The organism is Streptomyces capparidis, assembly GCF_054782095.1.
The window spans coordinates 23,345-49,633 of the sequence record NZ_BAAGTD010000001.1; the positions used below are offsets into that span (position 1 = coordinate 23,345).

General features: G+C 73.4%; 22 protein-coding genes. 14 read left to right on the forward strand and 8 right to left on the reverse strand.

Annotated features, from left to right (window positions below; all coding sequences use genetic code 11):
• Positions 1–241: 241 nt before the first annotated feature.
• From pdhA to ACYVO2_RS00135, 3 genes are read left to right on the forward strand one after another with little or no spacing between them, the layout of a single operon-like run.
• Positions 242–1,531, forward strand: a complete 1,290-nt coding sequence (gene pdhA / locus ACYVO2_RS00125; protein ID WP_461005403.1) for a pyruvate dehydrogenase (acetyl-transferring) E1 component subunit alpha — start codon at positions 242–244, stop codon at positions 1,529–1,531.
• Positions 1,532–1,533: 2 nt separating this feature from the next.
• Complete coding sequence (locus ACYVO2_RS00130; RefSeq protein WP_461005404.1) at positions 1,534–2,508, forward strand: alpha-ketoacid dehydrogenase subunit beta; 975 nt, start codon at positions 1,534–1,536, stop codon at positions 2,506–2,508.
• Between the two features lie 19 nt (positions 2,509–2,527).
• Entirely contained in the window at positions 2,528–3,973 is a 1,446-nt protein-coding gene (locus ACYVO2_RS00135; RefSeq protein WP_461005405.1) for a dihydrolipoamide acetyltransferase family protein, read from the forward strand.
• 94 nt (positions 3,974–4,067) lie between these two features.
• Here ACYVO2_RS00135 and ACYVO2_RS00140 read toward each other — a convergent pair whose 3' ends face one another.
• Positions 4,068–6,992 (reverse strand): AfsR/SARP family transcriptional regulator, encoded by a 2,925-nt coding sequence (locus tag ACYVO2_RS00140; RefSeq protein WP_461005406.1) that lies wholly within the window; start codon positions 6,990–6,992, stop codon positions 4,068–4,070.
• 556 nt (positions 6,993–7,548) lie between these two features.
• Here ACYVO2_RS00140 and ACYVO2_RS00145 point away from each other — a divergent pair.
• The 4 genes from ACYVO2_RS00145 (at position 7,549) to ACYVO2_RS00160 (ending at position 12,008) form a co-directional block, all read left to right on the forward strand.
• Positions 7,549–8,655 carry a HesA/MoeB/ThiF family protein gene (locus tag ACYVO2_RS00145; protein ID WP_461005407.1) on the forward strand — a complete coding sequence of 369 codons (1,107 nt, stop codon included), beginning with the start codon at positions 7,549–7,551 and terminating at the stop codon, positions 8,653–8,655.
• Complete coding sequence (locus tag ACYVO2_RS00150) at positions 8,652–9,887, forward strand: hypothetical protein (RefSeq protein ID WP_461005408.1); 1,236 nt, start codon at positions 8,652–8,654, stop codon at positions 9,885–9,887. Before ACYVO2_RS00145 ends, ACYVO2_RS00150 begins: the two co-directional genes overlap by 4 nt.
• A gap of 142 nt (positions 9,888–10,029) precedes the next feature.
• Positions 10,030–10,674 (forward strand): GntR family transcriptional regulator, encoded by a 645-nt coding sequence (locus tag ACYVO2_RS00155; RefSeq protein WP_461005409.1) that lies wholly within the window; start codon positions 10,030–10,032, stop codon positions 10,672–10,674.
• A complete protein-coding gene (locus ACYVO2_RS00160; protein ID WP_461005410.1) occupies positions 10,671–12,008 on the forward strand; it encodes an MFS transporter in 1,338 nt (445 codons plus the stop codon). Before ACYVO2_RS00155 ends, ACYVO2_RS00160 begins: the two co-directional genes overlap by 4 nt.
• A gap of 36 nt (positions 12,009–12,044) precedes the next feature.
• Here ACYVO2_RS00160 and ACYVO2_RS00165 read toward each other — a convergent pair whose 3' ends face one another.
• Positions 12,045–12,863, reverse strand: a complete 819-nt coding sequence (locus tag ACYVO2_RS00165; RefSeq protein ID WP_461005411.1) for a maleylpyruvate isomerase family mycothiol-dependent enzyme — start codon at positions 12,861–12,863, stop codon at positions 12,045–12,047.
• Between the two features lie 131 nt (positions 12,864–12,994).
• On the opposite strand from ACYVO2_RS00165, the gene ACYVO2_RS00170 reads away from it, so the two are divergent.
• The gene (locus ACYVO2_RS00170) at positions 12,995–13,792 is read left to right on the forward strand and encodes a nitrilase-related carbon-nitrogen hydrolase (RefSeq protein ID WP_461005412.1); all 798 of its coding nucleotides are present in this window, start codon (positions 12,995–12,997) and stop codon (positions 13,790–13,792) included.
• Positions 13,793–13,801: 9 nt separating this feature from the next.
• Here ACYVO2_RS00170 and ACYVO2_RS00175 read toward each other — a convergent pair whose 3' ends face one another.
• Entirely contained in the window at positions 13,802–14,290 is a 489-nt protein-coding gene (locus ACYVO2_RS00175; RefSeq protein ID WP_461005413.1) for a hypothetical protein, read from the reverse strand.
• Positions 14,287–14,451, reverse strand: coding sequence for a hypothetical protein (locus ACYVO2_RS00180; protein WP_461005414.1), 165 nt, complete (start codon positions 14,449–14,451; stop codon positions 14,287–14,289). Before ACYVO2_RS00180 ends, ACYVO2_RS00175 begins: the two co-directional genes overlap by 4 nt.
• Positions 14,452–14,673: 222 nt before the next feature.
• On the opposite strand from ACYVO2_RS00180, the gene ACYVO2_RS00185 reads away from it, so the two are divergent.
• Both ACYVO2_RS00185 and ACYVO2_RS00190 read left to right on the forward strand, forming a co-directional pair.
• Positions 14,674–16,512: an NHL domain-containing thioredoxin family protein gene (locus tag ACYVO2_RS00185; protein ID WP_461005415.1), complete on the forward strand. Its 1,839-nt coding sequence runs from the start codon at positions 14,674–14,676 to the stop codon at positions 16,510–16,512.
• A 174-nt stretch (positions 16,513–16,686) separates the two neighbouring features.
• Positions 16,687–17,064, forward strand: coding sequence for a nuclear transport factor 2 family protein (locus ACYVO2_RS00190; protein WP_461005416.1), 378 nt, complete (start codon positions 16,687–16,689; stop codon positions 17,062–17,064).
• Between the two features lie 12 nt (positions 17,065–17,076).
• On the opposite strand, the gene ACYVO2_RS00195 is transcribed toward ACYVO2_RS00190, so the two are convergent.
• The 3 genes from ACYVO2_RS00195 to ACYVO2_RS00205 form a co-directional block, all read right to left on the reverse strand.
• Entirely contained in the window at positions 17,077–17,301 is a 225-nt protein-coding gene (locus tag ACYVO2_RS00195) for a hypothetical protein (RefSeq protein WP_461005417.1), read from the reverse strand.
• Positions 17,302–17,513: 212 nt separating this feature from the next.
• Complete coding sequence (locus tag ACYVO2_RS00200; RefSeq protein WP_461005418.1) at positions 17,514–18,797, reverse strand: M18 family aminopeptidase; 1,284 nt, start codon at positions 18,795–18,797, stop codon at positions 17,514–17,516.
• A 296-nt stretch (positions 18,798–19,093) separates the two neighbouring features.
• A complete protein-coding gene (locus ACYVO2_RS00205; protein ID WP_461005419.1) occupies positions 19,094–20,920 on the reverse strand; it encodes an acyl-CoA dehydrogenase in 1,827 nt (608 codons plus the stop codon).
• A 205-nt stretch (positions 20,921–21,125) separates the two neighbouring features.
• Here ACYVO2_RS00205 and ACYVO2_RS00210 point away from each other — a divergent pair, with 205 nt between their 5' ends.
• From ACYVO2_RS00210 to ACYVO2_RS00220, 3 genes are all read left to right on the forward strand, one after another.
• A complete protein-coding gene (locus ACYVO2_RS00210) occupies positions 21,126–21,587 on the forward strand; it encodes an SseB family protein (protein WP_461005420.1) in 462 nt (153 codons plus the stop codon).
• Between the two features lie 282 nt (positions 21,588–21,869).
• Positions 21,870–22,829: a pirin family protein gene (locus tag ACYVO2_RS00215; RefSeq protein WP_461005421.1), complete on the forward strand. Its 960-nt coding sequence runs from the start codon at positions 21,870–21,872 to the stop codon at positions 22,827–22,829.
• A gap of 516 nt (positions 22,830–23,345) precedes the next feature.
• Positions 23,346–23,582 carry a DUF397 domain-containing protein gene (locus tag ACYVO2_RS00220; protein ID WP_461005422.1) on the forward strand — a complete coding sequence of 79 codons (237 nt, stop codon included), beginning with the start codon at positions 23,346–23,348 and terminating at the stop codon, positions 23,580–23,582.
• A gap of 792 nt (positions 23,583–24,374) precedes the next feature.
• Here the strand turns inward: ACYVO2_RS00220 and ACYVO2_RS00225 are convergent.
• Positions 24,375–24,875: an ATP-binding protein gene (locus ACYVO2_RS00225; protein WP_461005423.1), complete on the reverse strand. Its 501-nt coding sequence runs from the start codon at positions 24,873–24,875 to the stop codon at positions 24,375–24,377.
• A gap of 274 nt (positions 24,876–25,149) precedes the next feature.
• Here ACYVO2_RS00225 and ACYVO2_RS00230 point away from each other — a divergent pair, with 274 nt between their 5' ends.
• Positions 25,150–26,022 carry a helix-turn-helix domain-containing protein gene (locus ACYVO2_RS00230; RefSeq protein WP_461005424.1) on the forward strand — a complete coding sequence of 291 codons (873 nt, stop codon included), beginning with the start codon at positions 25,150–25,152 and terminating at the stop codon, positions 26,020–26,022.
• Positions 26,023–26,289 lie beyond the last annotated feature (267 nt).

Genomic DNA, 26,289 nt, shown 5'->3' on the forward strand with positions numbered 1-26,289 from the left:
ATGCTGGGAATACCTAGTAAACGGGGGTGAACGGGGCCCTTCGCGCGGATGCGCTCCCACTGGGTAACGTTCGTCCTTGCAGGCTCGTCACCGGGGCACTGTCACACCCGGAGCCTCCCTTCTCGCCCGTCATCAGGCAGGAGGGGCCCAGCCGCACCCACCCCGTGCGACAGCGGCGGCTTTCGGGTGAACCGGAACGGCCGTCGGAGACCCCGGGGGCCGGACACACCGAGGAGTGAACGTGACCGTCGAGAGCAGGGCCGGGGCCCGCAAGGCGCCGACTGCCGCCAGGAAGACCGCCGCGCGCGCCAAGCCGGCGGGGACGCCCCAGCAGGCGAAGAAGGCGCAGCAGGCCAAGACGACCCAGGCGGCGAAGACCCCGGCGACCAGGACGGCCAGGAAGCGGACGGCTCCGGGAGCGGCGGACGGCACCGAGCTCGTCCAGCTCCTCACCCCCGAGGGCAAGCGGGTGACACACCCCGACTACGCCATCGACCTCACCGCGGAGGAGCTGCGCGGCCTGTACCGGGACATGGTCCTCACCCGGCGCTTCGACGCCGAGGCCGCCGCCCTCCAGCGGCAGGGCGAGCTCGGCCTGTGGGCGTCGCTGCTGGGCCAGGAGGCCGCGCAGATCGGCTCCGGCCGCGCGCTGCGCGACGACGACTACGTCTTCCCCACCTACCGCGAGCACGGCGTGGCCTGGTGCCGCGGGGTGGACCCGCTGAACCTGCTGGGCATGTTCCGCGGCGTGAACCACGGCGGCTGGGACCCCAACTCCAACAACTTCCACCTGTACACGATCGTCATCGGCTCCCAGACCCTGCACGCCACCGGCTACGCCATGGGCGTGCAGAAGGACGGCGCCGACTCCGCGGTGGTGGCCTACTTCGGCGACGGCGCCTCCAGCCAGGGCGACGTCAACGAGGCGTTCACCTACGCCGCCGTGTACAACGCGCCGGTGATCTTCTTCTGCCAGAACAACCAGTGGGCCATCTCCGAGCCCACCGAGCGGCAGACCCGGGTGCCGCTGTACCGGCGCGCCGCCGGGTTCGGCTTCCCCGGCGTCCGGGTGGACGGCAACGACGTGCTCGCCGTCATGGCGGTGACCCGCGCGGCGCTGGAGTACGTGCGCGCGGGGAACGGCCCGATGCTCATCGAGGCGTTCACCTACCGGATGGGCGCCCACACCACCTCCGACGACCCCACGCGCTACCGCCACGACGAGGAGCGCGAGGCGTGGAAGCGCAAGGACCCGATCCTGCGGCTGCGCACCCACCTCGCCGAGAGCGGCGGCGCCGACGAGGGGTTCTTCGACACGGTGGACGCCGAGAGCGACGAGCTGGCCAAGCGGGTCAGGGAGGGCGTGCGGAGCATGCCCGACCCCGAGCGCATGGCGATGTTCGACCACGTGTACGCCGACGGCCACGCCCTGGTGGACGAGGAGCGCGCCGCGTTCGCCGCGTACCAGGAGTCGTTCGCCGACACGGACCAGTCCGCAGCCGTACCGTTCTCCGACACCGAGGGGCGCTGACCATGACCACCATGCCCATCGTCAAGGCCCTGAACGCCTCCCTGCGCAGGGCACTGGAGAACGACCCGAAGGTCCTGATCATGGGAGAGGACGTCGGCAAGCTCGGCGGCGTCTTCCGGGTCACCGACGGACTCCAGAAGGACTTCGGGGAGGAGCGGGTCATCGACACCCCGCTCGCCGAGTCCGGCATCATCGGCACCGCGATCGGCCTGGCCCTGCGCGGGTACCGGCCGGTGGCGGAGATCCAGTTCGACGGGTTCGTCTACCCGGCGTTCGACCAGATCGTCACCCAGTTGGCCAAGATGCACGCCCGCTCGCTGGGCAAGGTCAAGCTGCCCGTCGTCGTCCGCATCCCCTACGGCGGCGGCATCGGCGCGGTCGAGCACCACAGCGAGTCCCCCGAGGCGTACTTCGCGCACACCGCGGGCCTGAAGGTCGTCACCCCCGCCAACGCCTCCGACGCGTACTGGATGCTCCAGCAGGCCATCCAGACCGACGACCCGGTGCTGTTCTTCGAGCCCAAGGCCCGCTACTACGACAAGGCCGAGGTCAACCCCGAGGCCATCCCCGACCCGCTGCACACCGCTCGGGTCGTCGCCCGGGGCACCGACCTCACCCTGGCGGCCTACGGCCCGCTGGTGCGGGTCGCCCTGGAGGTGGCGGCCGCCGCGGCCGAGGACGGCCGCAGCATCGAGGTGGTGGACCTGCGCTCGCTGTCCCCGCTGGACTTCGAGACCCTCCAGGCGTCGGTGGAGCGCACCGGCCGCCTGGTGGTGGCGCACGAGGCCCCGGTGTTCCTGGGGCTGGGCGCCGAGATCGCCGCGCGGATCACCGAGCGCTGCTTCTACCACCTCCAGGCGCCGGTGCTGCGGGTCGGCGGCTTCCACGCCCCGTACCCGCCGTCCAGGCTCGAGGACGACTACCTGCCCGACCTGGACCGGGTGCTGGACGCCGTCGACCGCGCGTTGGCGTACTGAACAGGGATCGAGGAGAGTTGTGACCGTGACCGCGCAGCGCTTCCGCGAGTTCAGGATGCCCGACGTGGGCGAGGGACTCACCGAGGCGGAGATCCTCAAGTGGTACGTCTCCCCGGGCGACACCGTCACCGACGGGCAGGTCGTCTGCGAGGTGGAGACGGCCAAGGCGGCCGTGGAGCTGCCCATCCCCTACGACGGCGTGGTGCACGAGCTGCGCCACACCGAGGGGACCACCGTGGACGTCGGTGATGTGATCATCACCGTGGACACCGACCCCTCGGCCGGGGACGCCCCGGCCCCGGCGGAGCCCGCGCCCGCCGGGCGCGCCGCCGAGCCCGAGCCGCCCGCGGCCGGGGCCGGGGCCGGGGACGCCGGGAACGGGGAGAAGGCGGCCAAGGAGGGCGAGCGGCAGTCCGTGCTCGTCGGCTACGGCCCGCGGACCGGCAGCGCCAAGCGGCGGCCCCGCAAGGCGCCGCCGTCGATACCGGCGAGCCCGTCCGCTCCCTCCGCCCCGGCCGCGCCCCCCTCCCCGCCGCCCGCGGCGGGCGGGCCCAAGCCGCTGGCCAAGCCCCCGGTCCGCAAGCTCGCCAAGGACCTCGGGGTGGACCTGGCCTCGGTGCGGCCCACCGGCCCCGGCGGGATCGTCACCCGCGAGGACGTGCACGCCGCGGCGGCGGCCGCGGCCCCCGCCGCACCCGAGGCCCCGCCCGCACCGGCGGCACCGGCCGCCGCGCAGCCGGCGGCGGCCCCGGCCGAGCCGGCCGGGCGGGAGGTCCGCGTCCCCGTCAAGGGCGTGCGCAAGGCCACCGCGCAGGCGATGGTCTCCAGCGCCTTCACCGCGCCGCACGTCACCGAGTTCGTCACGGTGGACGTCACCCGCACCACCAAGCTGGTCCGCGAGCTGAAGCAGGACCCGGACATGGCGGGGCTGCGGGTCAGCCCGCTGCTGCTGGTCGCCAAGGCGCTGCTGATCGCCATCCGGCGGAACCCGGAGATCAGCGCGTCCTGGGACGAGGCCAACCAGGAGATCGTCCGGAAGAACTACGTCAACCTGGGCATCGCGGCGGCCACCCCGCGCGGGCTGATCGTGCCGAACATCAAGGACGCGCACGCCATGACCCTGCCGGAGCTGGCGCGCGCCCTCGGCGACCTGGTCACCACGGCCCGCGAGGGCCGCACCTCGCCCGCCGACATGGCGGGCGGCACGGTGACGATCACGAACGTCGGGGTGTTCGGGGTGGACACCGGGACGCCGATCCTGAACCCGGGCGAGTCCGCGATCCTGGCCTTCGGCCGGATCACCCAGCAGCCGTGGGTCCACAAGGGCAAGGTCGTCCCCCGGGACGTCACCACCCTGGCCCTGTCCTTCGACCACCGCCTGGTGGACGGGGAGCTGGGCTCGAAGGTCCTGGCGGACGTCGCGGCGGTGCTGGAGCGGCCGAAGCGGTTGATCACCTGGGGGTGACCCACCCCCGTGGGCGGTGGGCCCGGTCGCTCCGTTCGGGGCGGCCGGGCCCGCGGCGTCCCCGGGGCCGGGCGGGGGCGCCCGCCCGGCCGGGTCAGGGGCCGCCGGGGGTCAGTTGCCCCAGGCGGGCGCGGACGGACTCCGCGTCGGGGTGGGCGACGTCCGTGAGGATCGCCAGGGCCGAGCGCAGGGCGTCCAGGCCCTCCGCGCGGCGGCCCGCGGACAGGCGGGCCTCGCCCAGACGGGTCAGCGTCTGCGCCGTCCTGACCTGGTCCTCGCCCCGGGCGCCCGCCAGCGCCCGCTCGTAGTGGCCGATGGCGAGATCCGCGTTGCCCAGGTGGTGGTGGACGTAGCCGAGGCTGTCCAGCGCCGCCGACTCGCCCACCGCGTCCCCCACCTCCGTCAGGATCTCCAGCGCCTCCTCGCAGCGCCGCAGCGCCGTCTCGTACTGCCCTAGCTGCGCGTACAGCCAGCCGGTGTTGTTCAGGTTCCGGCCCTCCCCGACGCGGTGGCCCGCCGCCCGGTTCAGCTCCAGGGCCCGCTCGCAGTGGCGCAGCCCCTCCCGGGGGTCGGCTGCGGGGTCCTCCAGATAGGCGTGACCCAGGCAGTTGTGGGCGATGGCCTGCCCGATGTGGTGGTCCATGGACTCGAACAGCGCCAGGCCGCGCCGCATGTGCGCGTTGCCCTCCTCGCGGTGGCCCCGGTGGCTGAGCGCGTGCCCGAGCCCCAGGTGGGACCAGGCCCGCGCGTGCGGGTCGGCCAGCCGCTCGGCGGAGGTGAGGCCCAGGCGGTGCATGGCCGCCTGGTCGTCGTACAGCCCCTGCTTGGTCAGGAACGAGCAGGCGGCGCGGGCCAACTGCCAGGTGTGCACGTCGAACCCGCAGCGCGCCGCCTGCCGGGACGCCGCCAGCAGCTTGGGCTGCTCCGCGCGGAACCAGGCCAGCGCCTGCGTGCGGTCGGTGATCCTGGTCACCGCGACGCCCCGCCCCGGCGGGGCCAGCGTGATCGGCACCTGGTACGCCCAGTCCAGCCGCTCCCCGGCGTGCCACGCGGAGTGCAGATAGTGGTCGAGCAGCCGCTTCAGGGCCGCCCGGTGGTCGGGGGGCGGGTCGTGGAGCTGGGTGAGCTCGCGGGCGTACGCCCACAGCAGGTCGTGCTGGAAGTAGCGGCCGAGCGAGCGCTCGCCCACCAGGTGCGCCCGGGTCAGCTCGCCCAGCAGCTTCCGCGCCGCGGGCACCGGCACCCCGGCGAGGCTGGCGGCGGCGTCCAGGGTGATGTCGGGGACGTCGGCGAGGCCGAGCAGCCGGAACAGCCGCGCCGCGTCGGGGCTGAGCGCCGCGTACGACCAGGAGAACACCGTCCGCAGATCGGTGCTGGCGTCGCCGGTGTCGAACGCGTCCAGGGTGCCGCGGATCTCGCGCGGGTCGGGGACGGGGGTCTCCAGCCACGAGGCCGGATGGGCGACGGCGTGCGCCGCCATGACGGCCAGGGCGAGCGGCAGCCCCGAGCACATCGTCACCAGGCCGTCCACGGCCTCCGGGGCCGCGTCCGCCGCCCGCCGGCCCAGGCGGCGCAGCAGCAGTTGCCGCGACTGCGGCGCGGACAGCAGGTCCAGCGGCAGCGGGTGGGCGCCGTCGGCGACGACGAGCCCGGACAGCTCGCTGCGGCTGGTGACCAGGACCACGCTGCCGGGGGAGTCGGGCAGCAGGGGCCGCACCTGGTCGGCGTCCCTGGCGTTGTCCAGCAGGATCAGTAACCTGCGCTCCGCCAGCAGCTCCCGGTACAGGGCGGTCTGCGCCTCGAACCCGTCGGGTATGCGGTCGTGCGGCAGTCGGAAGGCGTCGAGCAGCGTCCGCAGCGCCTCGGGCGGCGGCAGCGCCGTCTCGGCGGGTCCGAAACCGCGCAGGTTGACGTACAACTGCCCGTCGGGGAAACGTTCCCGCACCCGGTGCGCCCAGTGCACCGCGAGCGCGGTCTTGCCGACCCCTCCGGCGCCGGTGACCAGGCAGATCACCGCCCTGCCCGGCGGGCGCCCGGCGGGCGGGGCCGGCGCGTCCAGGGCCAGCGCGTCCAGCGCCGCGAGCTCCGCCTCCCGGCCGGTGAAGTACTCGGTGTCCAGGGGCAACTGCCGCGGCGCCGGGAACGGCTGCCCGTCCGCGGGCTGCGGCGGGACCCGCTCGGGCCCGGCGGCCTGCCCGCCCCCGGCCACCTGCCCGGCCGCGGCGGCGTGCCCTCCCGGGGCCTGCCCGACCGCGCCCTGCCCGACCGCGCCCTGCCCGACCGCGCCCTGCCCGCTGAGGACGGCCTGGTGGACGCGCTGCGCCTCCTCGCCCGGCTCGATGCCGAGCTCGTCCACGAACCGCTGCCGCACCCGCCGGAACAGGGCGAGCGCGTCGGCTCTCCTGCCGCACTGGTGCAGCGCGGTCAGCAGCAGGCACAGCGGCCGCTCCCGCAGCGGGTGCTCGGCCACCAGCGCCGACAGCTCCTCGACGACCTCCTCGTGCCGGCCCGCCCGCAGGTCGAGCCCGGCCCGCTCCTCCACCGCGGTGAGCCGCTCCTCCTCCAGGCCCGCGCCCACCGCCTCGGGCAGCCACCGCCCCGACACCTCGGCGAGCGCGGGCCCCCGCCACAGCGCGAGCGCGGAGCGCAGCAGCTTCACCGCGGGCTCGGGCTCGCTGCGCCGCGCCTCCCTGACCAGGTCGCGGAACTGGTGCAGGTCCACCCGGGCGCGGTCCACGGCGAGCCGGTAGCCCTGCGGGGTGGTGGTCAGCTCCACGTCGGGCCACGGGGCGAGCAGCCGCCGCAGCCGGGAGATGTGGCCCTGGATCGCGTTGCGGGCCGAGTCGGGGCGCTCGGTGCCCCACAGCGCGGTCGCCAGGCGGTCCACGGGCACGGCCCGGCCGGGGTCGAGCAGCAGGGTGGCCAGGACCGTTCGCTGCTGGGCGGTGGCCGGCCCGAGATGCCGTCCCTCCTCCCACACGCCCACAGGACCCAGAAGGCGAAACTCCAGCCCGTCCATGCGCTCTCCCCGTGATGTGCGCTGTTGGCCAGGCGAGCAGCCTACCGATTCAGCGGTGGATCAGTGGGGTTTCAGCCACCGGCAGCACGCTTGTGCGAGCGCGATCCGGGCCGACCCCCCCGGCCCGGAGCCGCGTGAACTCCCGGCAATGGAGGAGGTGCGACGCATGAAGATCCAGGTCCGCAAGGTCGAGGCCGTGAAGGCGACCCAGAACGCCACCTGAAATTCCGGCACCGATCGCTCACGGGGTCGGAAACCGGCCGGTGTCACCGCCGGCCCTCCGCATCGGCACCACGGGGAAGGAAGGGGGTGCCACCCATGAAGATCCAGGTTCGCAAGGTCGAGGCCGTGAAGGCCACCCAGAACGCCACCTGAGGCGGTTTCGTGTCCCGGGCGTGAGAGGGACGGCGTCCCGGTGAGGTCGGGCTCCTGACGGGGAGAGCCGCCCGCCGGTGCGGTCCCGGTCGAGGCCGACGCCCGGCAGCCCGCGGGGAGGGGCCCTGCCCGGCCCCTCCCCGCGGGAACCCGCACCTTCTTCCGCTGCTCCGGAGAACCGATGCGCGTCACTGTGAAGGAATGTGTCTGGCAGACGGCGGGGGACGAACTCGTCGTCGTGTTCGACCCGCGGGAGGCGATCACCCTCGGCGACCCGGACGGCACCGTCGCGGCGCTGCTGACCGAGCTGGCCGCCGCACCGTCGACGCCCGCGGAGCTCGCCGCCCGCATGACCGAGCGCGGCTTCCCGCTCACCGAGGCCGACGTCCGCGAGGGCCTGGCGGGGCTCGCCGACCTCGGCCTGGTGGAGGACGCCGACCACCGGTGGCTGGGCGACCCCGTGGCGGACGAGCGCCACTTCTCCAACCTCACCTTCTTCGGCACCTGGGCGGGCCCCGACCGGCCGCGCGCGCAGTACGTGCGGCGGCTGCGCGAGGCGCACGTACTGGTGCTGGGCGTCGGCGGCGGCGGGTCCTCCCTGGTGCAGTGCCTGGCCGGACTCGGTGTGGGCCGGCTGACGCTGCTGGACCACGACCGGGTCGAGGCCCGCAACTTCGCCCGCCAGTTCCTCTACCGCGACCGCGATATCGGCAGGTCCAAGGTGGAGCGGGCCGCGGAGTGGGTGGCCGACTACGACCCCCGCATCGAGGTGCGCGCCGTGGACCGCTGGGTGTCGGGGCCCGACGACCTGGCCGACCTGGTGGACGGCGTGGACCTGGTGGCGGGCGGCCTGGACGGCGACCCGCGGGCCAACCTGTGGGTGAACGAGGCCGCGGTGCGCGTCGGCGTGCCCTATGTGTGCGGCGGGGCCGGCCGCACTCAGTTGAACTACGTCTCCGTGGACCCGGGCAACTCCGCCTGCCTGGCCTGCGACGACGTCGACCGGCCCGACCCGGCCACCACCGGGGGCATCGCCCGTGCGCTGAACGAGGGCACCCAGCGCAGCAACCCGCTGATCGCGCCGATCGCCATGCAGGTCGGCTCGCTGATCGCCTACGAGGCGATGCGCTACCTCACCGGCTTCGAACCGCCCCGTGCCGCGGGCACCCGCGTGGTGCTGGACCTGAAGACCGGGCTGACCCCCGAGTGGCAGCCGTTCACCCGGAACCCGGACTGCCCGGTGTGCGCGCAGGCGCCGCTGCGCGCGGCGGGCGCGGGGGCGCGATGAGCGCGCCGGGGCGGACGACGGTGCGGCTGCGGCCGCTGAGCGTGGTCGAGGAGGGCGATGACGAGGTCCTCGTCGGCGACCCGGCCTCGGGCACGTTCGTGACCATCCCCGCGGTGGGCGGCGTGGTCATCGCCGCGCTGGGGCGCGGCGCGACCGTGGAGGAGGCCGCCGCGGAGGCGGAGGAGTTCGCCGGGGAGCCGGTGGACGTGCCCGCGTTCGTGGAGGTGCTCACCGAGCTCGGCTTCGTCGACGACGGGCAGGCGGCCGAGCCGGTGCGCACCGCGCCCATCCAGGGCGGGCGGTGGCTGACGGGGGTCCGCCAGGAGGCGGTCCGCCCGTTCTTCGGGCGGGTCGCGTGGACCGTGTACGCCGCGTGCGCGCTGTTCGGCGTGCTGGTCCTGGCGCTGGAGCCGGCGCTGTTCCCCGACCCGGGCGACGACGCGTTCGTCTTCGGCGACATCGGGGCCAGCGCCCTGCTGCTGGTGCCGTTCATCTGGATCGCCGTCGCCCTGCACGAGTGCGGGCACTTCCTGGCGGCGCGCGCCGCGGGCATCGAGTCGCGGTTCGGCGTGGACCGCCGGATGACGATGCTGGTGTTCGAGACCGACCTGACGCAGCTTTGGACGCTGCCGCGCCGCCGCCGGTACGGGCCGCTGCTGGCCGGGATGGCGGTGGACGCGGTGCTGCTGGCGGCGCTGCTCGGGGCGCGCCTGGCCATCCACACCGGCGCCCTGTCCGCCCCGTCCACGGTGGACGCGGTGCTGGCCGCGTGGGTGTTCGTCAAGCTGACGCAGATGCTGTGGCAGTGCATGGTGTTCCTGCGCACCGACCTGTACGCGGTGCTGGTCAACGTGCTCGGCTGCCGCGACCTGTGGCGGGTGAAGTCGCTGATGCTGGCCCGCGCGTTCGGGCGGCTGGACGAGGCGGAGCGGGCCGAGCTGGAGGCGGCGTCCCCCGCGGACGTGCGCGCGGGGCGGTGGTTCCGCTGGCTGTGGCTGGGCGGTTTCGCCGGGGTGGCGGCGTGGTTCGGCTTCTTCATGCTGCCGGTGATCGTCGAGGTGCTGTCCTGGACCGCGGACGGGCTCGCCGAGGGCCCGCTGGCCGGGCAGTTCTGGTACGGCCTGGTGTGCGCGGTGCTGCTGCTGGCGCCGGAGACGACGGTGCTGGTGCTGGCGCTGCGGGACGCCGGGCGGCGGCTGGCCGGCCGCCGCGGGGCGTCCCGCCCCACCTGATCTGCTCCCGCCGCGCCCGTACGGGGGCGGGTGCGGCGGGAGCACCACGCAGGTCCGCCCGGGGCGGGCCCGCCCCCGGGGCCGTTCCGCATCGCGGACGGGTCGGCGGATGCATGCCTGTTGTATCTATGCTGCATTCATCATGCCCGTCACCACCGCCAGGCCCCCCGCCGCCGAACGCGTCTACGCCCACGTCAAGCAGGCCGTCCTCGACCGCACCTACGAGGGCGGAACCCTGCTCACCGAGGGCGACCTCGCCGAGGCCGTGGGTGTCTCCCGCACCCCCGTCCGCGAGGCCCTGCTGCGCCTCCAGGCCGAGGGGCTGATCAAGCTCTACCCGAAGAAGGGCGCCCTGGTCCTGCCGGTGTCCGCGCAGGAGATCGCCGACGTGGTGGAGACCCGCCGGCTGGTGGAGGAGCACGCGGTCCGCAAGGTCAGCCCCGCGCCCCCGCGGCTCATCGAGGAGCTGGAGCGGAACCTGCGCAGCCAGCGCGAGCACGCCGCGGCCGGCGACCTCGCCGCCTTCGCCGTCGCCGACCGGGCGTTCCACGCCGCCGTCGTCGGCGCCGCGGGCAACCGGATCCTCACGCAGCTCTACGACCAGCTCCGCGACCGGCAACTGCGCATGGGCGTCGCCGTGATGCACGCCGAACCCGACCGGATCACCAAGAACATCGCCGAGCACACCGAGATCCTGCACGCCCTGCGCTCCGGGGACGCCGACGCCGCGGCCGCCCTGGTGCGGGCGCACGTCAGCCGGGTCCAGGCACTGGTGGGGGGAGCATGAAGCAGCAGTTGCCGACCGGTGAGCCGCCCGGCGGGCGGACCGGCGCCGCCATGTGGGGCATCGGCGTCCTGGTCTACGTCGTGGCGGTGGTGCACCGCAGCAGCCTCGGCGTCGCCGGGATCGACGCGGCCGAGCGGTTCGGGGTCGGCGCCTCCGCGCTGTCCACGTTCTCCATCCTCCAGGTGCTGGTCTACGCCGGGATGCAGATACCGGTGGGGCTGCTGGTGGACCGGCACGGGCCCAAGCGGGTGCTCAGTTGCGGCATCGTGCTGTTCACCGCCGGCCAGCTCGGCTTCGCGCTGTCCACGGCGTACGAGCCCGCGCTGATCTCGCGCGCGGTGCTCGGGCTCGGCGACGCGATGACGTTCGTGAGCGTGCTGCGCCTGGGCGGGCTGTGGTTCTCCGCGCGCAGGGGCCCGCTGATCGCCCAGTTCGCGGCGCTGTTCGGGATGGCGGGCAACCTGGTGAGCACGCTGCTGCTGGCGAGTCTGCTGCACTCGGCGGGCTGGACGCGGACCTTCGTGGGCACCGCGCTCGGCGGCGCGTTCGCGCTGGTGCTGGTGCTGGTGTTCCTCAAGGACCGGCCGGGCTCCCCGGCGGGCCCCCCGCCGCGCCCCAGGTCCGGGCACCCGCCGCTGCGCGCCCAGATCGCCGCCGCCTGGCGCGAGCCCGGCACCCGCCTGGGGATGTGGACGCACTTCACCACCCAGTTCCCCGGGATGGTGTTCCTGCTGCTGTGGGGGATGCCGTACCTGGTGGAGGCGCAGGGGCTCGGGCGGGGCACAGCGGGCATGCTGCTGACCCTGATCGTGCTGTCCAACATGGTGCTCGGCGTCGTCTTCGGCAACGTCATCGCCCGGCACAACCGCGCCAGGATGCCCATCACCCTCGGTGTGATCCTGTCCAACACCGCCGTGTGGGCCGCGGTGCTCGCCTGGCCGTCGGCGCACGCGCCGATGTGGCTGCTGGTGGTGCTGGCGCTGGTGCTCGGCAGTTGCGGCCCCGCGTCCATGGTGGGCTTCGACTTCGCCCGCCCGGCCAACCCGCCGCAGCGGCTCGGCACCGCGTCCGGCATCGTCAACATGGGCGGCTTCACCGCCAGCATGATCACCCTGCTGACGATCGGCCTGCTCCTGGACCGGGTGGACGGCGGCTCGGCGGGCGCGGCGCACTCCCCGGACGCCTACCGGGTGGCGTTCTGCTCGCTGTTCGTCATCCAGGCCGTCGGGCTCAGCCAGATCCTGCGGCTGCGCGGCCGGGCGGCGAGGCTGGAGCGGGAGCGGATCACGGCCAGCCGGGTCGAGACCGTCCATGTCCCGGCCGCCGCGAACTGACCGGCCGGCCGCGCGTACCGCCCGCCGCCCGGCGGGTCAGCGGGTGACGGCCATGGCCGTCAGCACCGCGCCCGCGAGCTCCTCGTCCCCCTCCGTCTTGACCTGGGCCAGCGCCGGACGGATCCGCCCGGCCTGGAGCAGCACATAGGTCTCCCAGTCCATGGTGAGCGTGACCGTGGGCCCCAGCGACACCGTGCCGTCCACCCGGCCCCTGCCGTCCGGGTCCACCCGTACGGTGCGCATGAACTCCACCGGGCCGTGCACGTCGAACACCACGGCGGACTTCGGCGGCGCGCCCGCCCTGGTGGCGACGACCTCCGGCAGCGTGGCCACGAACACGTCCCGGGTGATCAGGGCGCCGGGCGAGTCCAGGTTCCCCGGCCGGCCCAGTGCCCGGCGCAGGTCCTGCTCGTGCACCCACAGGTCCGCCACCCGGCGGCGCAGCAGCTCCTCCACCGTGGTCTCGCGGCCCATCAGGCCGCGGGCCGGGGCGTCGGGCGCGCGCTTCTCGTTGCGCAACTGGCGGGCCCGCCGGATGACGACGTACTCCAGCTCCGCGGTCATCTCCGGGCCGGTGTGGCAGCGGCGCACGTCCACCGGGACCTCGTTGTAGCGGGACGCCTCGTCCACGACGTGCCGCAGGTCGCGGGGGAGGGAGTGGATCGGCCGGGGGTCGCCGAGCAGCTCGCACTCCACGCCGATGATGTGGGAGACGACATCGCGCACCGACCAGCCGGGGCACGCGGTCGCGCGGTTCCAGTCACTCTCGGCGAGCGGCGCGCACAGCTCGGAGACGGCTTCTATGGAGTGGGTCCAGGCGTCGATGTAGGGCTGAAGATTCTGATGGACGGTCACGTGACCCCTCGAACGGTTGGGAGCGCGCTGGTCTGAGGCTTAAGTTACGCTGCGCACGGGTAGCGTGGCAGTGCTTTCGACTGACGATCGTAGGGCCGAACCAGGCTCGCCAACTCCCCGGCGGTGGTACCGTGCGCGCTTCACTGCTCCAGATCGCCGTGCACCCCGCGGAACCGGTGGCGGAGCGCCGGGAGCGGGCCGCGGCCGCGGTGCGCGCCGAGTCGGCCGCCGACGTGGTGGTGCTGCCCGAGCTGTGGCACGCCGGGGCGTTCGCGTACGACGCGTGGGAGGAGGCGGCCGAGCCGCTGGACGGGCCCACCGCGCGGGCCATGGCGGCGGCGGCCCGCGACGCCGGGGTGTGGCTGCACGCGGGCAGCGTCGTGGAGCGCGATCCGCGCGACGGGCGGCTGTACAACACCTCCCTGGTCTTCGGCCCCGGCGGCGGGCGGCGCGCCGTCTACCGCAAGATCCACCGCTTCGGCTTCGACACCGGGGAGGCGGTCGCCATGGGCGGCGGCCGCGACATCGTCACCGTGCCCACCCCGTACGGCACCTGGGGCCTGGCCACCTGCTACGACCTGCGGTTCCCCGAGCAGTTCCGGCTGCTGACGGACGCGGGCGCGGAGCTGCTCGTCGTCCCCGCGGGCTGGCCGGCGCGCCGCCGCGGGCACTGGCTGCTGCTGGCCAGGGCCCGCGCCGTGGAGTGCCAGGCGTACGTGCTGGCCTGCTGCGACGCGGGCACCCACGCGGGGGTGGAGCAGGCCGGGCACAGCGTGGTCGTGGACCCGTGGGGCGAGGTGCTCGCCGAGGCGGGCGACGGCGAGGAGGTGCTGCGCGCCGAGCTCGACCCCGAGGCGGTGGCGAAGGTCCGCGCCGCCTTCCCGGTCCTGCGCGACCGCGTCCTCGGCCTGCCCGAGCCGAGGCGCTGACGACAGGCCCTAGGACACCCGGCCCAGCTCCGCGAGCAGCGCCCGGGCCTCGGCGCACGCCACGTCCAGGTCGATGTCGTCGCAGCAGACGTCGATCCCCTGACCGAACATGCGCGGCGGACCGGGGAAGGTCACCCAGGACTGGTAGGCCAGGTAGGGCCGCAGGCCGTCGGCGGGGTCCCGGCCGACCCACAGCGTCGCGTGGTGCCACTGCTCCGCGATGCCCCAGGCCATGGCCCTGGTCTCCGTCCGGCCGACCAGGAACTCCCGCTCGTACGCCCCGGCCGCCGCGGGCAGCTCCAGCACCGCCCGCGCGAACGCGGCGGCGTCCGCCGCGCCGGGGAACGGCAGCAGCTCGCTGTAGCCGGGCAGCCCGGCGAGCAGCAGCCAGCGGCGCTCCTGGAGTTTGTCCACGACCTCGTACGCCACGGAGATCACCGAGGTGCCGCCCCGGGGCTCGTCGTGCCACGCGTAGGTGAAGACCTGCTCGAAGTTCACGCGCCGCGCCCGCCCGCGCCGCGCCCGCCCGCGGCGCCCTCGCCGGCGTCCGGGGAGGCGGGGGCGGGGACCGCGGCCCGCACCCGCGCGCTCATCCGCCGCGTGCCCACCTCGGTGGACGGCGGTGCCTTGTGCTCGGCCGCTGCGGACCCGTCGGCCACGGTGCGCGCTCCTTCCGGGCTCCGGGCGGCCCGCGGGCCGCCCCGCCGCGATCCTAGTTCTCTCGGAGGTTTCAGGGGTTCGTGGAACTTCCGCTCCGCCCCGGCGGCGGCCGCGCCACCGTGCTCGGACCCGACCCGCGGGCCGCCGCCGTCCGGCCGCGCCGCCGCGGCGGCCGCGCCACCCGGGGAATGCCGGGCGGGTCGTGCGGGTTACCTTGGATCATGACCAAGCGCGCACGTGTCCGGGCCCCCGAGCTGGTGGGCCGAGGTGGATGGATCAACACCGGCGGCAGCCGGCCGCGCCTCGCCGACCTGCGGGGTTCCATCGTCGTGCTGGACTTCTGGACGTTCTGCTGCGTGAACTGCCTGCATGTCCTGGACGAGCTGCGCGAGCTGGAGGAGAAGCACCGCGACACCCTCGTGGTCATCGGCGTGCACTCCCCGAAGTTCGTGCACGAGGCGGACCACCGGGCCGTCGTGGACGCCGTCGAGCGGTACGAGGTGCACCACCCCGTGCTGGACGACCCGGACCTGGTCACCTGGAAGCAGTACGCGGTGCGGGCCTGGCCCACCCTCGTCGTCATCGACCCCGAGGGCTACGTCGTCGCCCAGCACGCCGGCGAGGGCCACGCCCACGCCATCGAGGCCCTGGTCGCCGAGCTGGAGGCCGAGCACGCCGCCAAGGGCACCCTGCGCCGCGGCGAGGGCCCGTACGTGCCGCCGGAGCCGCAGCCGACCGCGCTGCGCTTCCCCGGCAAGGCGCTGGCCCTGCCCGGCGGCACCTTCCTGGTCTCCGACTCCACCCGGCACTCGCTGGTCGAACTCGACGCGGACGGCGAGACCGTGCTGCGCCGCATCGGCGGCGGACGGCGCGGCCTCGCCGACGGCGTCGGCGAGGAGGCGCTGTTCAGCGAGCCGCAGGGGCTGGCGCTGCTGCCCGACGGCACGGTCGCCGTCGCCGACACCGTCAACCACGCGCTGCGCCGCTACGACCCGGCCACCGGCGAGGTCACCACCCTCGCGGGCACCGGCAGGCAGTGGTGGCAGGGCTCGGCCACCTCCGGGCCCGCGCGCGAGGTGGACCTGTCCTCGCCGTGGGACCTGGCCTGGTTCGGCGGGCAACTGTGGATCGCCATGGCCGGGGTGCACCAGTTGTGGACGTACGACCCCGGCACGGAGACCGTCCGGGCGGCGGCGGGCACCACCAACGAGGGCCTGGTGGACGGGCCCGTGGCCGAGGCGTGGTTCGCCCAGCCGTCCGGTCTTGCCGCGACCGGGGACCGGCTGTGGGTGGCCGACTCGGAGACCTCGGCGCTGCGCTGGGTGGAGTGGGACGAGGACGCCGGCGGCTTCGCCGTGCGCACCGCCGTCGGCACCGGCCTGTTCGACTTCGGGCACCGCGACGGGCCCGCCGACCAGGCCCTCCTCCAGCACCCGCTGGGCGTCACCGCGCTGCCCGACGGCTCCGTGGCGATCAGCGACACCTACAACCACGCGCTGCGCCGCTACGACCCGGCCACCGACGAGGTCACCACCCTCGCCACCGATCTGCGCGAGCCCTCCGGCGCGGTCCTGGTGGGCGAGGACATCGCGGTGGTGGAGTCGGCCCGCCACCGCCTGACCCGGCTGCGCCTGCCGGAGGAGGCGGTGCGCGTGGAGTCTGCGGCGCACCGCACCCGGCGCCCGGCCACCGAGGTCGCCCCGGGACCGCTCGCCCTGGATGTCGTCTTCAGCCCGCCCGCGGGCCAGAAGCTCGACGAGCGCTACGGCCCTTCCACCCGGCTGCTGGTCAGCGCCACCCCGCCGGAGCTGCTCGCCTCGGGCGCGGGCTCCGGCACGGAGCTGCGCCGCGAGCTGGTGCTGGCCGCGGACGGGCCGGCCGAGGGCGTGCTGCACGTGTCCGCGATGGCCGCGTCCTGCGACGACGACCCGGCGGTGGAGTACCCGGCGTGCCACGTCCACCAGCAGGACTGGGGGGTGCCGGTGCGGCTCGCCGAGGGCGGCGCCCGGCGGCTGCCGCTGGTGCTGGCCGGGCTGGACGCCGAGGACGCCGAGGGCTGAGCCGATGGGGCCGGGCCGGTGAGGGCTCTCCTGCTGGTGGTGGGGCCGTCGGAGCGGGGCCGGGGCATTACCTCCGGCGTAATCGACCCCTTCCGCGCCCGGTGCGAGGGTGAGTGTGCCGCGGGGGACCGCGGTCCTCACCCGCCGCAGCGATGCACGAGAAGGAGTCCCGCCATGACCGACATCGACCTCACCGCCGTCGTCGACCGCTACCTGGCCGTCTGGAACGAGCCGGACGCGCCGGCCCGGGGCGCGGCCCTGGCCGCGCTGCTGACCGAGGACGCCCGCTACACCGACCCGCTGGCCGACGTGCGCGGCCCGCAGGGGCTCGGCGCGGTCGTCGAGCAGGTCAGGGCGCAGCTCCCCGGCTTCACGATCAGGCGCGCGGGGCCGGTGGACGCCCACCACCACATCGCGCGCTTCACCTGGGAAGCGGTCCCGGACGGCGGGGGCGAGGCGCCGGTGGTCGGCTTCGACGTGATCGCCACCGACGCCGACGGGCGCATCCACACCGTCCACGGGTTCCTGGACCGGGTTCCCGAGGCGGGCTGAGCAGGGGGCCCGTCAGTAGGTGATCCGGTGGTCCTCCTCGACCACGCGGGCCGCGGGCGCCGGGGGCTGGATGTGCCGCCGCTTGAATATGCTCACGTACGCGGCGAGCCCGATGGCGCCCACCGCCATCAGGATCACCCCGATGAGCTGGGTATGGACCCCGGGGATGTCGAGGTTCATCCCGAACGTGAGGATGGCCCCGACCGCGATCAGAAGGATGCAACCGCCGATGCCCATGATGACCAATCTCCCGCCTGTTTCCGGTGTCTGACTGGTCTTCGCCTACCCGTGGGCATCGGCGGTATGTGCCCGGATGGGGCCGGAACGGGCGGTGGTGCGGCTTTCACCCCACCGCCCGGCGGTGCGGCGCGCACCGTCCCCGGCCCGCCGCCGCGGCCCGCAGCGCGGGCTGAGCCGCCGTCGGCGGAGCCGGCGCGCGCCCCGGCCCGTCAGCCCTCGTAGAACGCCTTCACCGCGCTCGCCAGCAGGAACGGGTCGTCGGCCCCGCACAGCTCGCGGGCCGAGTGCATGGAAAGCGCGGCCACGCCCACGTCCACCGTGCTGATGCCGAGCCGGGCCGCGGTGATCGGCCCGATGGTGGTGCCGCACGGCATGGAGTTGTTCGAGACGAACGTCTGCCAGGGCACGCCCGCCCGCTCGCACGCGTCGGCGAAGACCGCCCGGCCCGTGCCGTCGGTGGCGTAGCGCTGGTTGACGTTCACCTTCAGGATCGGCCCGCGGTTGGGCACCGGGTGGTGGCCCGGCTCGTGGCGCTCGCTGTAGTTCGGGTGCACCGCGTGGCCCATGTCGCAGGACAGGCACTGCGTTCCGGCCAGCGCCCTGGCCCGGTCCTCGAACGTGCCGCCGCGGGAGGCGACCGACCGGTCGAGCACCGTGCCGAGCAGCGGCCCCTGGGCCCCGGTGTCCGACTGGCTGCCGTTCTCCTCGTGGTCGAACGCGGCCAGCACCGGGATGTGCACCGGCGCCTCCCCGCCCGCGACCGCGGCCAGCGCGGCGGTGCCCGCGTGCACGGACAGCAGGTTGTCCAGGCGGGGCGCGGCCAGCAGCTCGTTGTCCCGGCCCAGGTAGGCGGGCGGCTGGACGTCGTGCAGCATCAGGTCCCACCCGGTGACCAGGTCCGCGGCCACCCCGGCCTCGCCCGCGGCGAACGCGACCAGGGCGCCCTCCTCGGCCCGGCCCAGGCCCCACACCGGGGTGAGGTGGCGCTGCTTGTCCAGCTTCAGGCCCTCGTTGACGGCGCGGTCCAGGTGGATGGCCAACTGGGGCACCCGCAGCAGCGGCCGGTTGACGTGCACCAGCCGGGTGGAGCCGTCCCGCAGCACCAGACGCCCCGACAGGCCGAGGTCGCGGTCCAGCCAGGAGTTCAGCAGCGGGCCGCCGTAGATCTCCACGGCGATCTGGCGCCAGCCCTCGGCACCGGTGTCCGGGATCGGCTTGACCCGCAGGTTGGGGGAGTCGGTGTGCGCGCCCACCACGCGGAACGGGGTGGACGGCGCGATGCCCTCGGGCACGAACCAGGCGATGATCGCGCCGCCGCGCACCACGTACCGGCCGCCGCTCTCCCCGCTCCACGCGTCCGTCTCCGCCACCTGGCGGAACCCGGCCTTCTCCAGGCGCTCGGCCGCGCTCGCCACGGCGTGGTAGGGGGAGGGACTGGACTGGAGGAAGGTGATCAGGTCGTCGGTGTGGCTCCGGTCGAAGGCTGTGGGCATGGGCGCTCCCTGCTTCCCTGCGGCCCCGGGGGCCGCCTCGGTGATCCCGTCTCCCGCCGCCCCGGGCGGTCCCCGGCGTCGCGGCGCTCGCGGCTTGTCGTGTCCGTCCTGGCTGTCCGGAAGGCCAATCTAGGGGACCGGCGGGGCCGCGGGGACGCAGGGACGCGAACGCCGGACCCCCGCCCCCTCTCGGCGGGGGCGGGGGTCCGGCGCGGACGGATCACCCCTGGGACCGGCTCCTCGGCCGTACGGTCCCGCGGCCGGTCACCGCTCGCGGGAACCGGGAAGCGGCCGGGTCAGAACGCCTCCTCCGGAAGCTCCATCAGGGAGTTGTCCACCGCCTCGGTCAGCGCGCGCTGGGTGGCGACCAGCGGCAGCACGTTGCGGGCGAAGAACTGGGCGGCCGCCACCTTGCCGGTGTAGAACGCCTTGTCCTTCACCGAAGCGGTGGGCAGCTTCTCCAGCGCGACCGCGGCCTGGCGCAGCAGCAGGTAGCCGACCACCACGTCACCGCTGGCCATCAGCAGCCGGGTGGTGTTCTGGCCCACCTTGTAGATGTTCTTGACATCCTCCTCGGTGGACACCAGGTCCTTGATCATCACGCCGACCATGGCCTCGAGGTCCACCGCCGCCTGCGCGAGCAGCCCGCGCTCGTGGGCGAGGTCGGAACCGCCGGTCTCCGCGCCCAGGAACTTCTTGATCTCCTCCGACAGCGCGTTCAGGGCCTGGCCCTGGTCCCGCACGATCTTGCGGAAGAAGAAGTCCTGGCCCTGGATGGCCGTGGTGCCCTCGTAGAGGGTGTCGATCTTGGAGTCCCGGATGTACTGCTCGATCGGGTACTCCTGGAGGTACCCGGAGCCGCCCAGGGTCTGGAGGGACTGGGCGAGCAGCTCGTAGGACTTCTCCGAGCCGTAGCCCTTCACGATCGGCAGCAGCAGGTCGTTGAGCCGGTCCACCGCGGAGGCGTCCTCGCCCGCGGCCTCCTTGGCCTGCACCTCGTCCTGCACCGACGCGGTGTACAGCACCAGGGCGCGCAGCCCCTCGGCGTACGCCTTCTGGAACATCAGCGAGCGGCGCACGTCCGGGTGGTGGGTGATGGTGACCCGGGGCGCGGTCTTGTCGGTGGACTGGGTCAGGTCCGCGCCCTGCACACGCTCCTTGGCGTACTCCAGCGCGTTGAGGTAGCCCGTGGACAGGGTGGCGATGGCCTTCGTGCCGACCATCATCCGCGCGTACTCGATGATCTTGAACATCTGCCGGATGCCGTCGTGCTTCTCGCCGAGCAGCCAGCCCTTGGCCGGGTGCTTGGCGCCGAAGGTCATCTCGCAGGTGTTGGAGATCTTCAGGCCCATCTTCTTCTCGACGTTCGTGGCGTACACGCCGTTGCGCTCGCCGAGCTCGCCGCTGTCCCAGTCGAAGAGGTACTTGGGGACGATGAACAGCGACAGGCCCTTGGTGCCCGGGCCGTGGCCCTCGGGGCGGGCCAGCACGAAGTGGACGATGTTGTCCGACAGGTCGTGCTCACCGGAGGTGATGAAGCGCTTGACGCCCTCGATGTGCCAACTGCCGTCCTCCTGGCGCACGGCCTTGGCGCGGCCCGCGCCCACGTCCGAACCCGCGTCGGGCTCGGTGAGGACCATGGTGGAGCCCCAGCCCTTCTCCACCATCTGCGTGGCGATCTTGCGCTGCTCCTCGGTGCCCTCCTGCGTGATGACCGCGGCGAAGGAGGGGCCGGAGGCGTACATCCACAGCGCGGGGTTCGCCCCCAGGATCATCTCGGCGCCGGCCCACTTCAGCGAGTGGGGGACGGTGGTGCCGCCGATCTCCTCTGGGATCCCGAGGCGCCACCACTCGGCGTCCATGTAGGTCCGGTAGGTCTTCTTGAAGCACTCCGGGAGCGGGGCCGTGTTCGTCTCGGGGTCGAACACCGGCGGGGTGCGGTCCGCCTCGGCGAACGACTCCGCCAGCTCGTTGGTGGCCAGGCGCTCGATCTCGCCGAGGATGCTGCGGGCGGTGTCCACGTCCATCTCGGCGAAGATGCCGGAGCCGTAGAGCTTGTCGCGTCCGAGTACCTCGAAGAGGTTGAACTCCAGGTCGCGGAGATTCGACTTGTAGTGGCCCATGACAGCAGGTCTCCGTTCCCAGGCAGTGATCCCGGTGTGCGCTGATGCGGTGATCGAGTGGGGGGCGATCTTTTTACCGGTCGGTAGTCTCTCCATGATGCTACCCGCCGGTAACCCAAATCAAGCGGTTACCGCTCGTCAACCCTGAGGCGGATCTCACCCGGGCCGCTCCGGGACGGTCCCGGAACTGGTTACGCTGTACGGCGTGTACGGCTACGAGCAGAGTGCGAGCGGCGGTACCGGCGCGGCGTACCAGCCCCCGGCCGCCGACGGCGCCTACCCGGACCAGCCCCTTTACCCGGAGCCGTCCAGCCCCTCGCTCGCGGACGCGGTGCGCGCCTTCACCACCGGGTCGATGTCGGCGGAGGACTTCCAGTCGATCTTCGCCTCGTCGCGGGTGTACTGCCCGCGCGGGGAGCGCCCCGGATTCCTGGCCCTGCACAACACCCAGCAGCCGGTGATCCCGATGTTCACCTCGCTGAAGCAGTTGCGCCGCTACGCGGGCAAGGACTCCAAGTACTTCGTGATCACCGGGGCCGAGGTGCTGGACCTGCTGCCCACGGGGTACGGCTTCGTGCTGGACATGGAGGGCGACCACCGGATGGTGTTCGACGCCAAGGCGGTGGAGCAGATGGTCGACTTCACGATGCGGCGGATGTACGGCTGACGCCTGTCCCCGGCTGACGCCTGTCCCCGGCTGACGCGGTCCGCCTCCGGCCGACCCCGGCCCTTCCGGCCTGCGCGCGTACCGCACCCTGCCCCGCGGGCCCGCACCACCCCTCCCGGCCCCGCACCGGCCGTGCCCCGCGTTTCGTGCCTCCGGGCGCGCCCGCGCCGCCTCCATCCTCGCGGCCCGCCTCCCGCGCCCCTACCGCCGGGAATGTTCTCCTCCTTGCCCGTTGTTCTGCGAGCAAGTAAGTTGAACGTTGAACAAACTGAGGAGGCCCCGATGCCCGCCGTGACCGTGGACAACCCGTTGCCCCTGCCCCGTGTCGCCGTGCCCGAGCCCGGCACCGCGGCCCCCCGCCCCGTGCTCGGCGTCAACACCGCGCCCAGCGGCTTCGAGGGCGAGGGCTTCCCGGTGCGGCGCGCCTTCCACGGCATCCACCACCGCCACCTGGACCCGTTCATCCTCATGGACCAGATGGGCGAGGTGGAGTACGCGCCCGGTGAGCCCAAGGGCACCCCCTGGCACCCGCACCGGGGCTTCGAGACCGTGACGTACCTGCTCGACGGCTCGTTCGTGCACCGCGACTCCGCGGGCGGCGGCGGGGTGCTGAACGGCGGCGACACCCAGTGGATGACCGCGGGCGGCGGCATCCTGCACATCGAGGCGCCGCCGGAGGAGCTCGTCATGAGCGGCGGCCTCTTCCACGGCATCCAGTTGTGGGTGAACCTGCCGCGCGCCGACAAGATGACCGCGCCGCGCTACCAGGACATCGGCGGCGGCCGGGTCGCCCTGCTCACCACGCCCGACGGCGGGGCGCTGCTCCGGCTGATCGCCGGCGAGCTCGGCGGCCAGGCGGGCCCCGGTGCGACGCACACCCCGATCACCCTGGTGCACGCGACCGTCAGCCCCGGCGCCGAGGTCACCCTTCCGTGGCGGGAGGACTTCAACGCCCTGGCGTACGCGCTGGCGGGCAGCGGCACCGCGGGCGCGGAGGGCCGTCCGTTCCGGATGGGCCAGGCCGTGGTGTTCGGCAAGGGCGGCTCGGTGACGATCCGGGCGGACCGCGCGCAGGACTCGCGCACCAGCGGGTTCGAGGTGATCCTGCTCGGTGGGCGGCCGATCCGCGAGCCGATGGTCCAGTACGGCCCGTTCGTGATGAACAACAAGGCGGAACTCGCCCAGGCCTTCGAGGACTTCCAGGCCGGACGGCTCGGGCGGATCCCGGCCGAGCACGCGTAGGGCTGCCGCCGCCCGAACGGGTGGCGGCCGGCGCGGCGCGGAACGGCTCGCGCCGGGCGAGTACGACGGCGGTGGGAGGGCGGTGATCCGCCCTCCCACCGCCTTTTCGCGCTCGGGGCGGAGAGGGCCCGGGAGGGCCGGAACACCCCCCGCCCGCCGTTCGGGGAACGCGCTTGCTACCTCACACTGTGGTATTCGCCACCCTGTTCTTTCCTGCCTCTGCACTAACTTGAGCGACTGCGGTACCGGCCGCATCAAATAGTCCTCCCGTGCTCACGCTCCGTGTCGGAGCTCGCCCGGGAGGGGCGCCCGATCTCTCCCTTCTGCACCCGTTCAGAAACAAATCGCGCCCCGGGACAACCTTCCGCAGCTCGTGTGCGTATGTATTCCTGAGAAATTCCGCTACTCCAGGTGAAGGCACGTGCACGCGCACACGCACATGCCGGTGCACGTGCACGGAGGTATCATCAGCCCTGGTGATGGACAATCAGCACCGCACTGCCCCGGGAGACATTCATGCGCCATACGTACAACGGCATGACCGCCACGGACCTCCGGGGGGTCGTCTGGCAGAAGAGCCGCAGGAGCAACTCACAGGGCAATTGTGTGGAGATGGCGAAACTTCCTGGAGGGGATGTGGCGGTGCGCAATTCCCGCCACCCCGACGGGCCGGCGCTGATCTACACACGCGCTGAGATCGAGGCACTCATCCTGGGTGTCAAGGACGGCGAGTTCGACGGGCTGATCCAGTAGTGATCCGGTGACGGCCCTGATCGGCGGCGGTGCAGGGGCCGGCGCCGACCACGTGGCCGAACAGCCCTCCCCCGGGGAAGGCGAACCCTGGACGACGCCTTCCCCGGACTCGTCCGCACGGCGCGCGCGAACGGCCTGCCCGGGGCAGCGGGCGGCCGGGCCCGCCGTGCCATTCCGGTCGGCAATGCGTGGGCAATCGGCGCCCTGGGGCCCCGTCGGCACCGGCGTCACCAACGGCACCTGACGTCCGGACGAACGCGGGCCGGACAAAATACCGCCGCCCGCGACAGCCCGGAAAGACCGCCCGTAATACCCGCGCAAAGCCCGCTTCGGACGCGGTCCGGCACCGGTGGTGAGTCGTGTGCCGTGAATAGAGGCGCACGGGAAAGCGGCGACCGGGGTAACGCGGCGAATACCGGGACGGCCCGCTCCGCTCGTGGACGGCGTTCACGTCCGGCAGGGCGGTGTCCGGTTCGGCGGCCCCGCCGCCGTACGGTGGTGAACACAGCGTCACACCCGCGGCGGATTCCGCAAGGGCGCGGGAGCGGGCGCGGCCGGATTCCGGGCGGGCGTGGCCGAAATCCCGAACGGCCGGTGTGCGCGGTGACGTCCCGGCGCGGCGTACACCGGCCGACGCCGCGTCACCCGGCCGGACCGGGGAGCCCGCGAACGCAGCCCGCGACGGGGCCCGGGAAAGGGGCCGCCGGGAAAGAAGGGGGCGCGCGCAGCCCGCCCGTTCCCCCGTCCGTCCGTTGCGGGGCGGACGGGGGAACGGGTGGCCACTCCCCCGATTCACAGGGCGACGTGACGTCGCCCCGTGGTACCGAAACCTTCGCTCTGCGACTGGAACAGAGCCCAGACGATCTTTCCGTGACTCCCGAGGGGGTGCCAGCCCCAGGTGTCACTGAAGCAGTCCACCAGATGCAGTCCGCGACCCGACTCGGATATGAAGTCGGGCTCCTTGGAGACCGGACCCTTGCTGCTCGGGTCGCGCACCACGCACAGCACGCGCGAGGCGCGGCGCACCAGACACAGTTGTATGGGTGAGTCCCATCGGGCGGACTCGGCCGACAGGCCGTGGCGCAGCGCGTTGGTCACGAGTTCGGAAGCCACCAGCGAGACCGAGTCGAACAGCTCCGCCAGGTTCCACCGCCGGAGCGTCGTCAACGCGAAGTCACGGGCGTCCTTGACGGCTTCGTACCGCGGTGGGAGTGCGTACTCGCACGAGACCGCACTGGACGACGTGAGCTCCTCGGTCGCGAGCAGCTCTTCCCATAAGGGCTCGAGTACCACTGAGCCACCAGTCCCCATGTGCGGCACCCCGTGTGATCGCAAGTGATCGTGCAAGTGCACGTGCACCATCCTCCACAATGCCTCCTGCTGATGCAAGAGCGGATTCCCGTGCAAGCGGCGGGTTGGCATATGCACGTGCAGCGTGCACGTGCAGCGGGGTGTGCAGCAGACTGTGCATCGTCACTCTCATCGTCCCGTGCACGTACTCAGAGGAGCGTTCGAGTGGCACACTGTCGTGAGTCACGAGGGAGCTGGAGAGAGGAGGAACGCAAGGATGAGCACGGTTCAGCCCAGCGGTGGCGGCGGATCGATGGTGCGCCGCATCCTTCTCGGCTCCCAGCTGAGAAGACTGCGAGAGTCGAAGGGCATCACGCGCGAGGACGCGGGCTACTCCATCCGCGGGTCCGAGTCCAAGATCAGCCGCATGGAGCTCGGTCGAGTGAGCTTCAAGGAGCGCGATGTCGCGGATCTGCTGACGCTCTACGGCGTCACCGACGAGACCGAGCGCGCGGCGCTGCTCGGCCTGGCCCGCGAGGCCAACGCGGCGGGGTGGTGGCACTCCTATACGGACGTGCTGCCCAACTGGTTCCAGACGTACGTGGGCCTGGAGGAGGCGGCGGCACTCATCCGCACCTACGAGGTGCAGTTCGTCCCCGGCCTGCTCCAGAGCGAGGACTACGCCCGCACCGTCACCCGGCTCGGCCAGCCCTCCGCGTCGCCGGAGGACATCGAGCGCCGCGTCGCGCTGCGGATGCAGCGTCAGAAGCTGCTCGTCTCCGAGCGGGCGCCCCGGCTGTGGGCGGTCATCGACGAGGCGGCGCTGCGCCGCGCCTTGGGCGGGCGCAAGGTGATGCGCGGCCAGATCGAGCGGCTGATCGAGGCGGCGGACCAGCCCGGCGTCACCATCCAGGTGATGCCGTTCCAGTTCGGCGGGCACTCCGCCGAGGGCGGCGCCTTCACCATCCTGCGCTTCCCCGAGCAGGATCTGCCGGACGTGGTCTACCTGGAGCAGCTCACCAGCGCGCTCTACCTGGACAAGCGCGAGGACGTGGACCAGTACAGCCAGGCCATGGAGCGGCTGTGCGTGGACAGCCTCCAGCCCGAGCAGGCGGTCAAGCTGCTGCACTCCATCCTCAAGGAGATGTGAACCGGTCCCGACGGCCGCCGGACACCGGGTGACCCCCGGCCGGCGGCCGTCGCGCGTTTGCGGAATCCAGTGCTCCGCGGAGTGCGCCGGTGGTGCGCCCAGAGCCCGCGCGCCGACCGCTTCCAGCCATTGCCGTCGTCAGCCCCACCCCGCTGACCTGGGCCTCGCCTGCTAACCGGCGGTAACAGCCGGTAAAAAGACCGTCATCACCTGTGCCCAGGATGTAGGGGCAAGTGGCAGACTTCGCAACGGCCGGCGGCGGAGGTC

Excerpts from the sequence above, each read along its gene's own strand:
- ACYVO2_RS00130 (WP_461005404.1), top strand. The coding sequence starts at position 1,534 with ATGACCACCATGCCCATCGTCAAGGCCCTGAACGCCTCCCTGCGCAGG.
- ACYVO2_RS00140 (WP_461005406.1), bottom strand. The coding sequence starts at position 6,992 with ATGGACGGGCTGGAGTTTCGCCTTCTGGGTCCTGTGGGCGTGTGGGAG.
- ACYVO2_RS00145 (WP_461005407.1), top strand. The coding sequence starts at position 7,549 with ATGCGCGTCACTGTGAAGGAATGTGTCTGGCAGACGGCGGGGGACGAA.
- ACYVO2_RS00150 (WP_461005408.1), top strand. The coding sequence starts at position 8,652 with ATGAGCGCGCCGGGGCGGACGACGGTGCGGCTGCGGCCGCTGAGCGTG.
- ACYVO2_RS00155 (WP_461005409.1), top strand. The coding sequence starts at position 10,030 with ATGCCCGTCACCACCGCCAGGCCCCCCGCCGCCGAACGCGTCTACGCC.
- ACYVO2_RS00160 (WP_461005410.1), top strand. The coding sequence starts at position 10,671 with ATGAAGCAGCAGTTGCCGACCGGTGAGCCGCCCGGCGGGCGGACCGGC.
- ACYVO2_RS00185 (WP_461005415.1), top strand. The coding sequence starts at position 14,674 with ATGACCAAGCGCGCACGTGTCCGGGCCCCCGAGCTGGTGGGCCGAGGT.
- ACYVO2_RS00190 (WP_461005416.1), top strand. The coding sequence starts at position 16,687 with ATGACCGACATCGACCTCACCGCCGTCGTCGACCGCTACCTGGCCGTC.
- ACYVO2_RS00195 (WP_461005417.1), bottom strand. The coding sequence starts at position 17,301 with ATGGGCATCGGCGGTTGCATCCTTCTGATCGCGGTCGGGGCCATCCTC.
- ACYVO2_RS00200 (WP_461005418.1), bottom strand. The coding sequence starts at position 18,797 with ATGCCCACAGCCTTCGACCGGAGCCACACCGACGACCTGATCACCTTC.
- ACYVO2_RS00205 (WP_461005419.1), bottom strand. The coding sequence starts at position 20,920 with ATGGGCCACTACAAGTCGAATCTCCGCGACCTGGAGTTCAACCTCTTC.
- ACYVO2_RS00215 (WP_461005421.1), top strand. The coding sequence starts at position 21,870 with ATGCCCGCCGTGACCGTGGACAACCCGTTGCCCCTGCCCCGTGTCGCC.
- ACYVO2_RS00220 (WP_461005422.1), top strand. The coding sequence starts at position 23,346 with ATGCGCCATACGTACAACGGCATGACCGCCACGGACCTCCGGGGGGTC.
- ACYVO2_RS00230 (WP_461005424.1), top strand. The coding sequence starts at position 25,150 with ATGAGCACGGTTCAGCCCAGCGGTGGCGGCGGATCGATGGTGCGCCGC.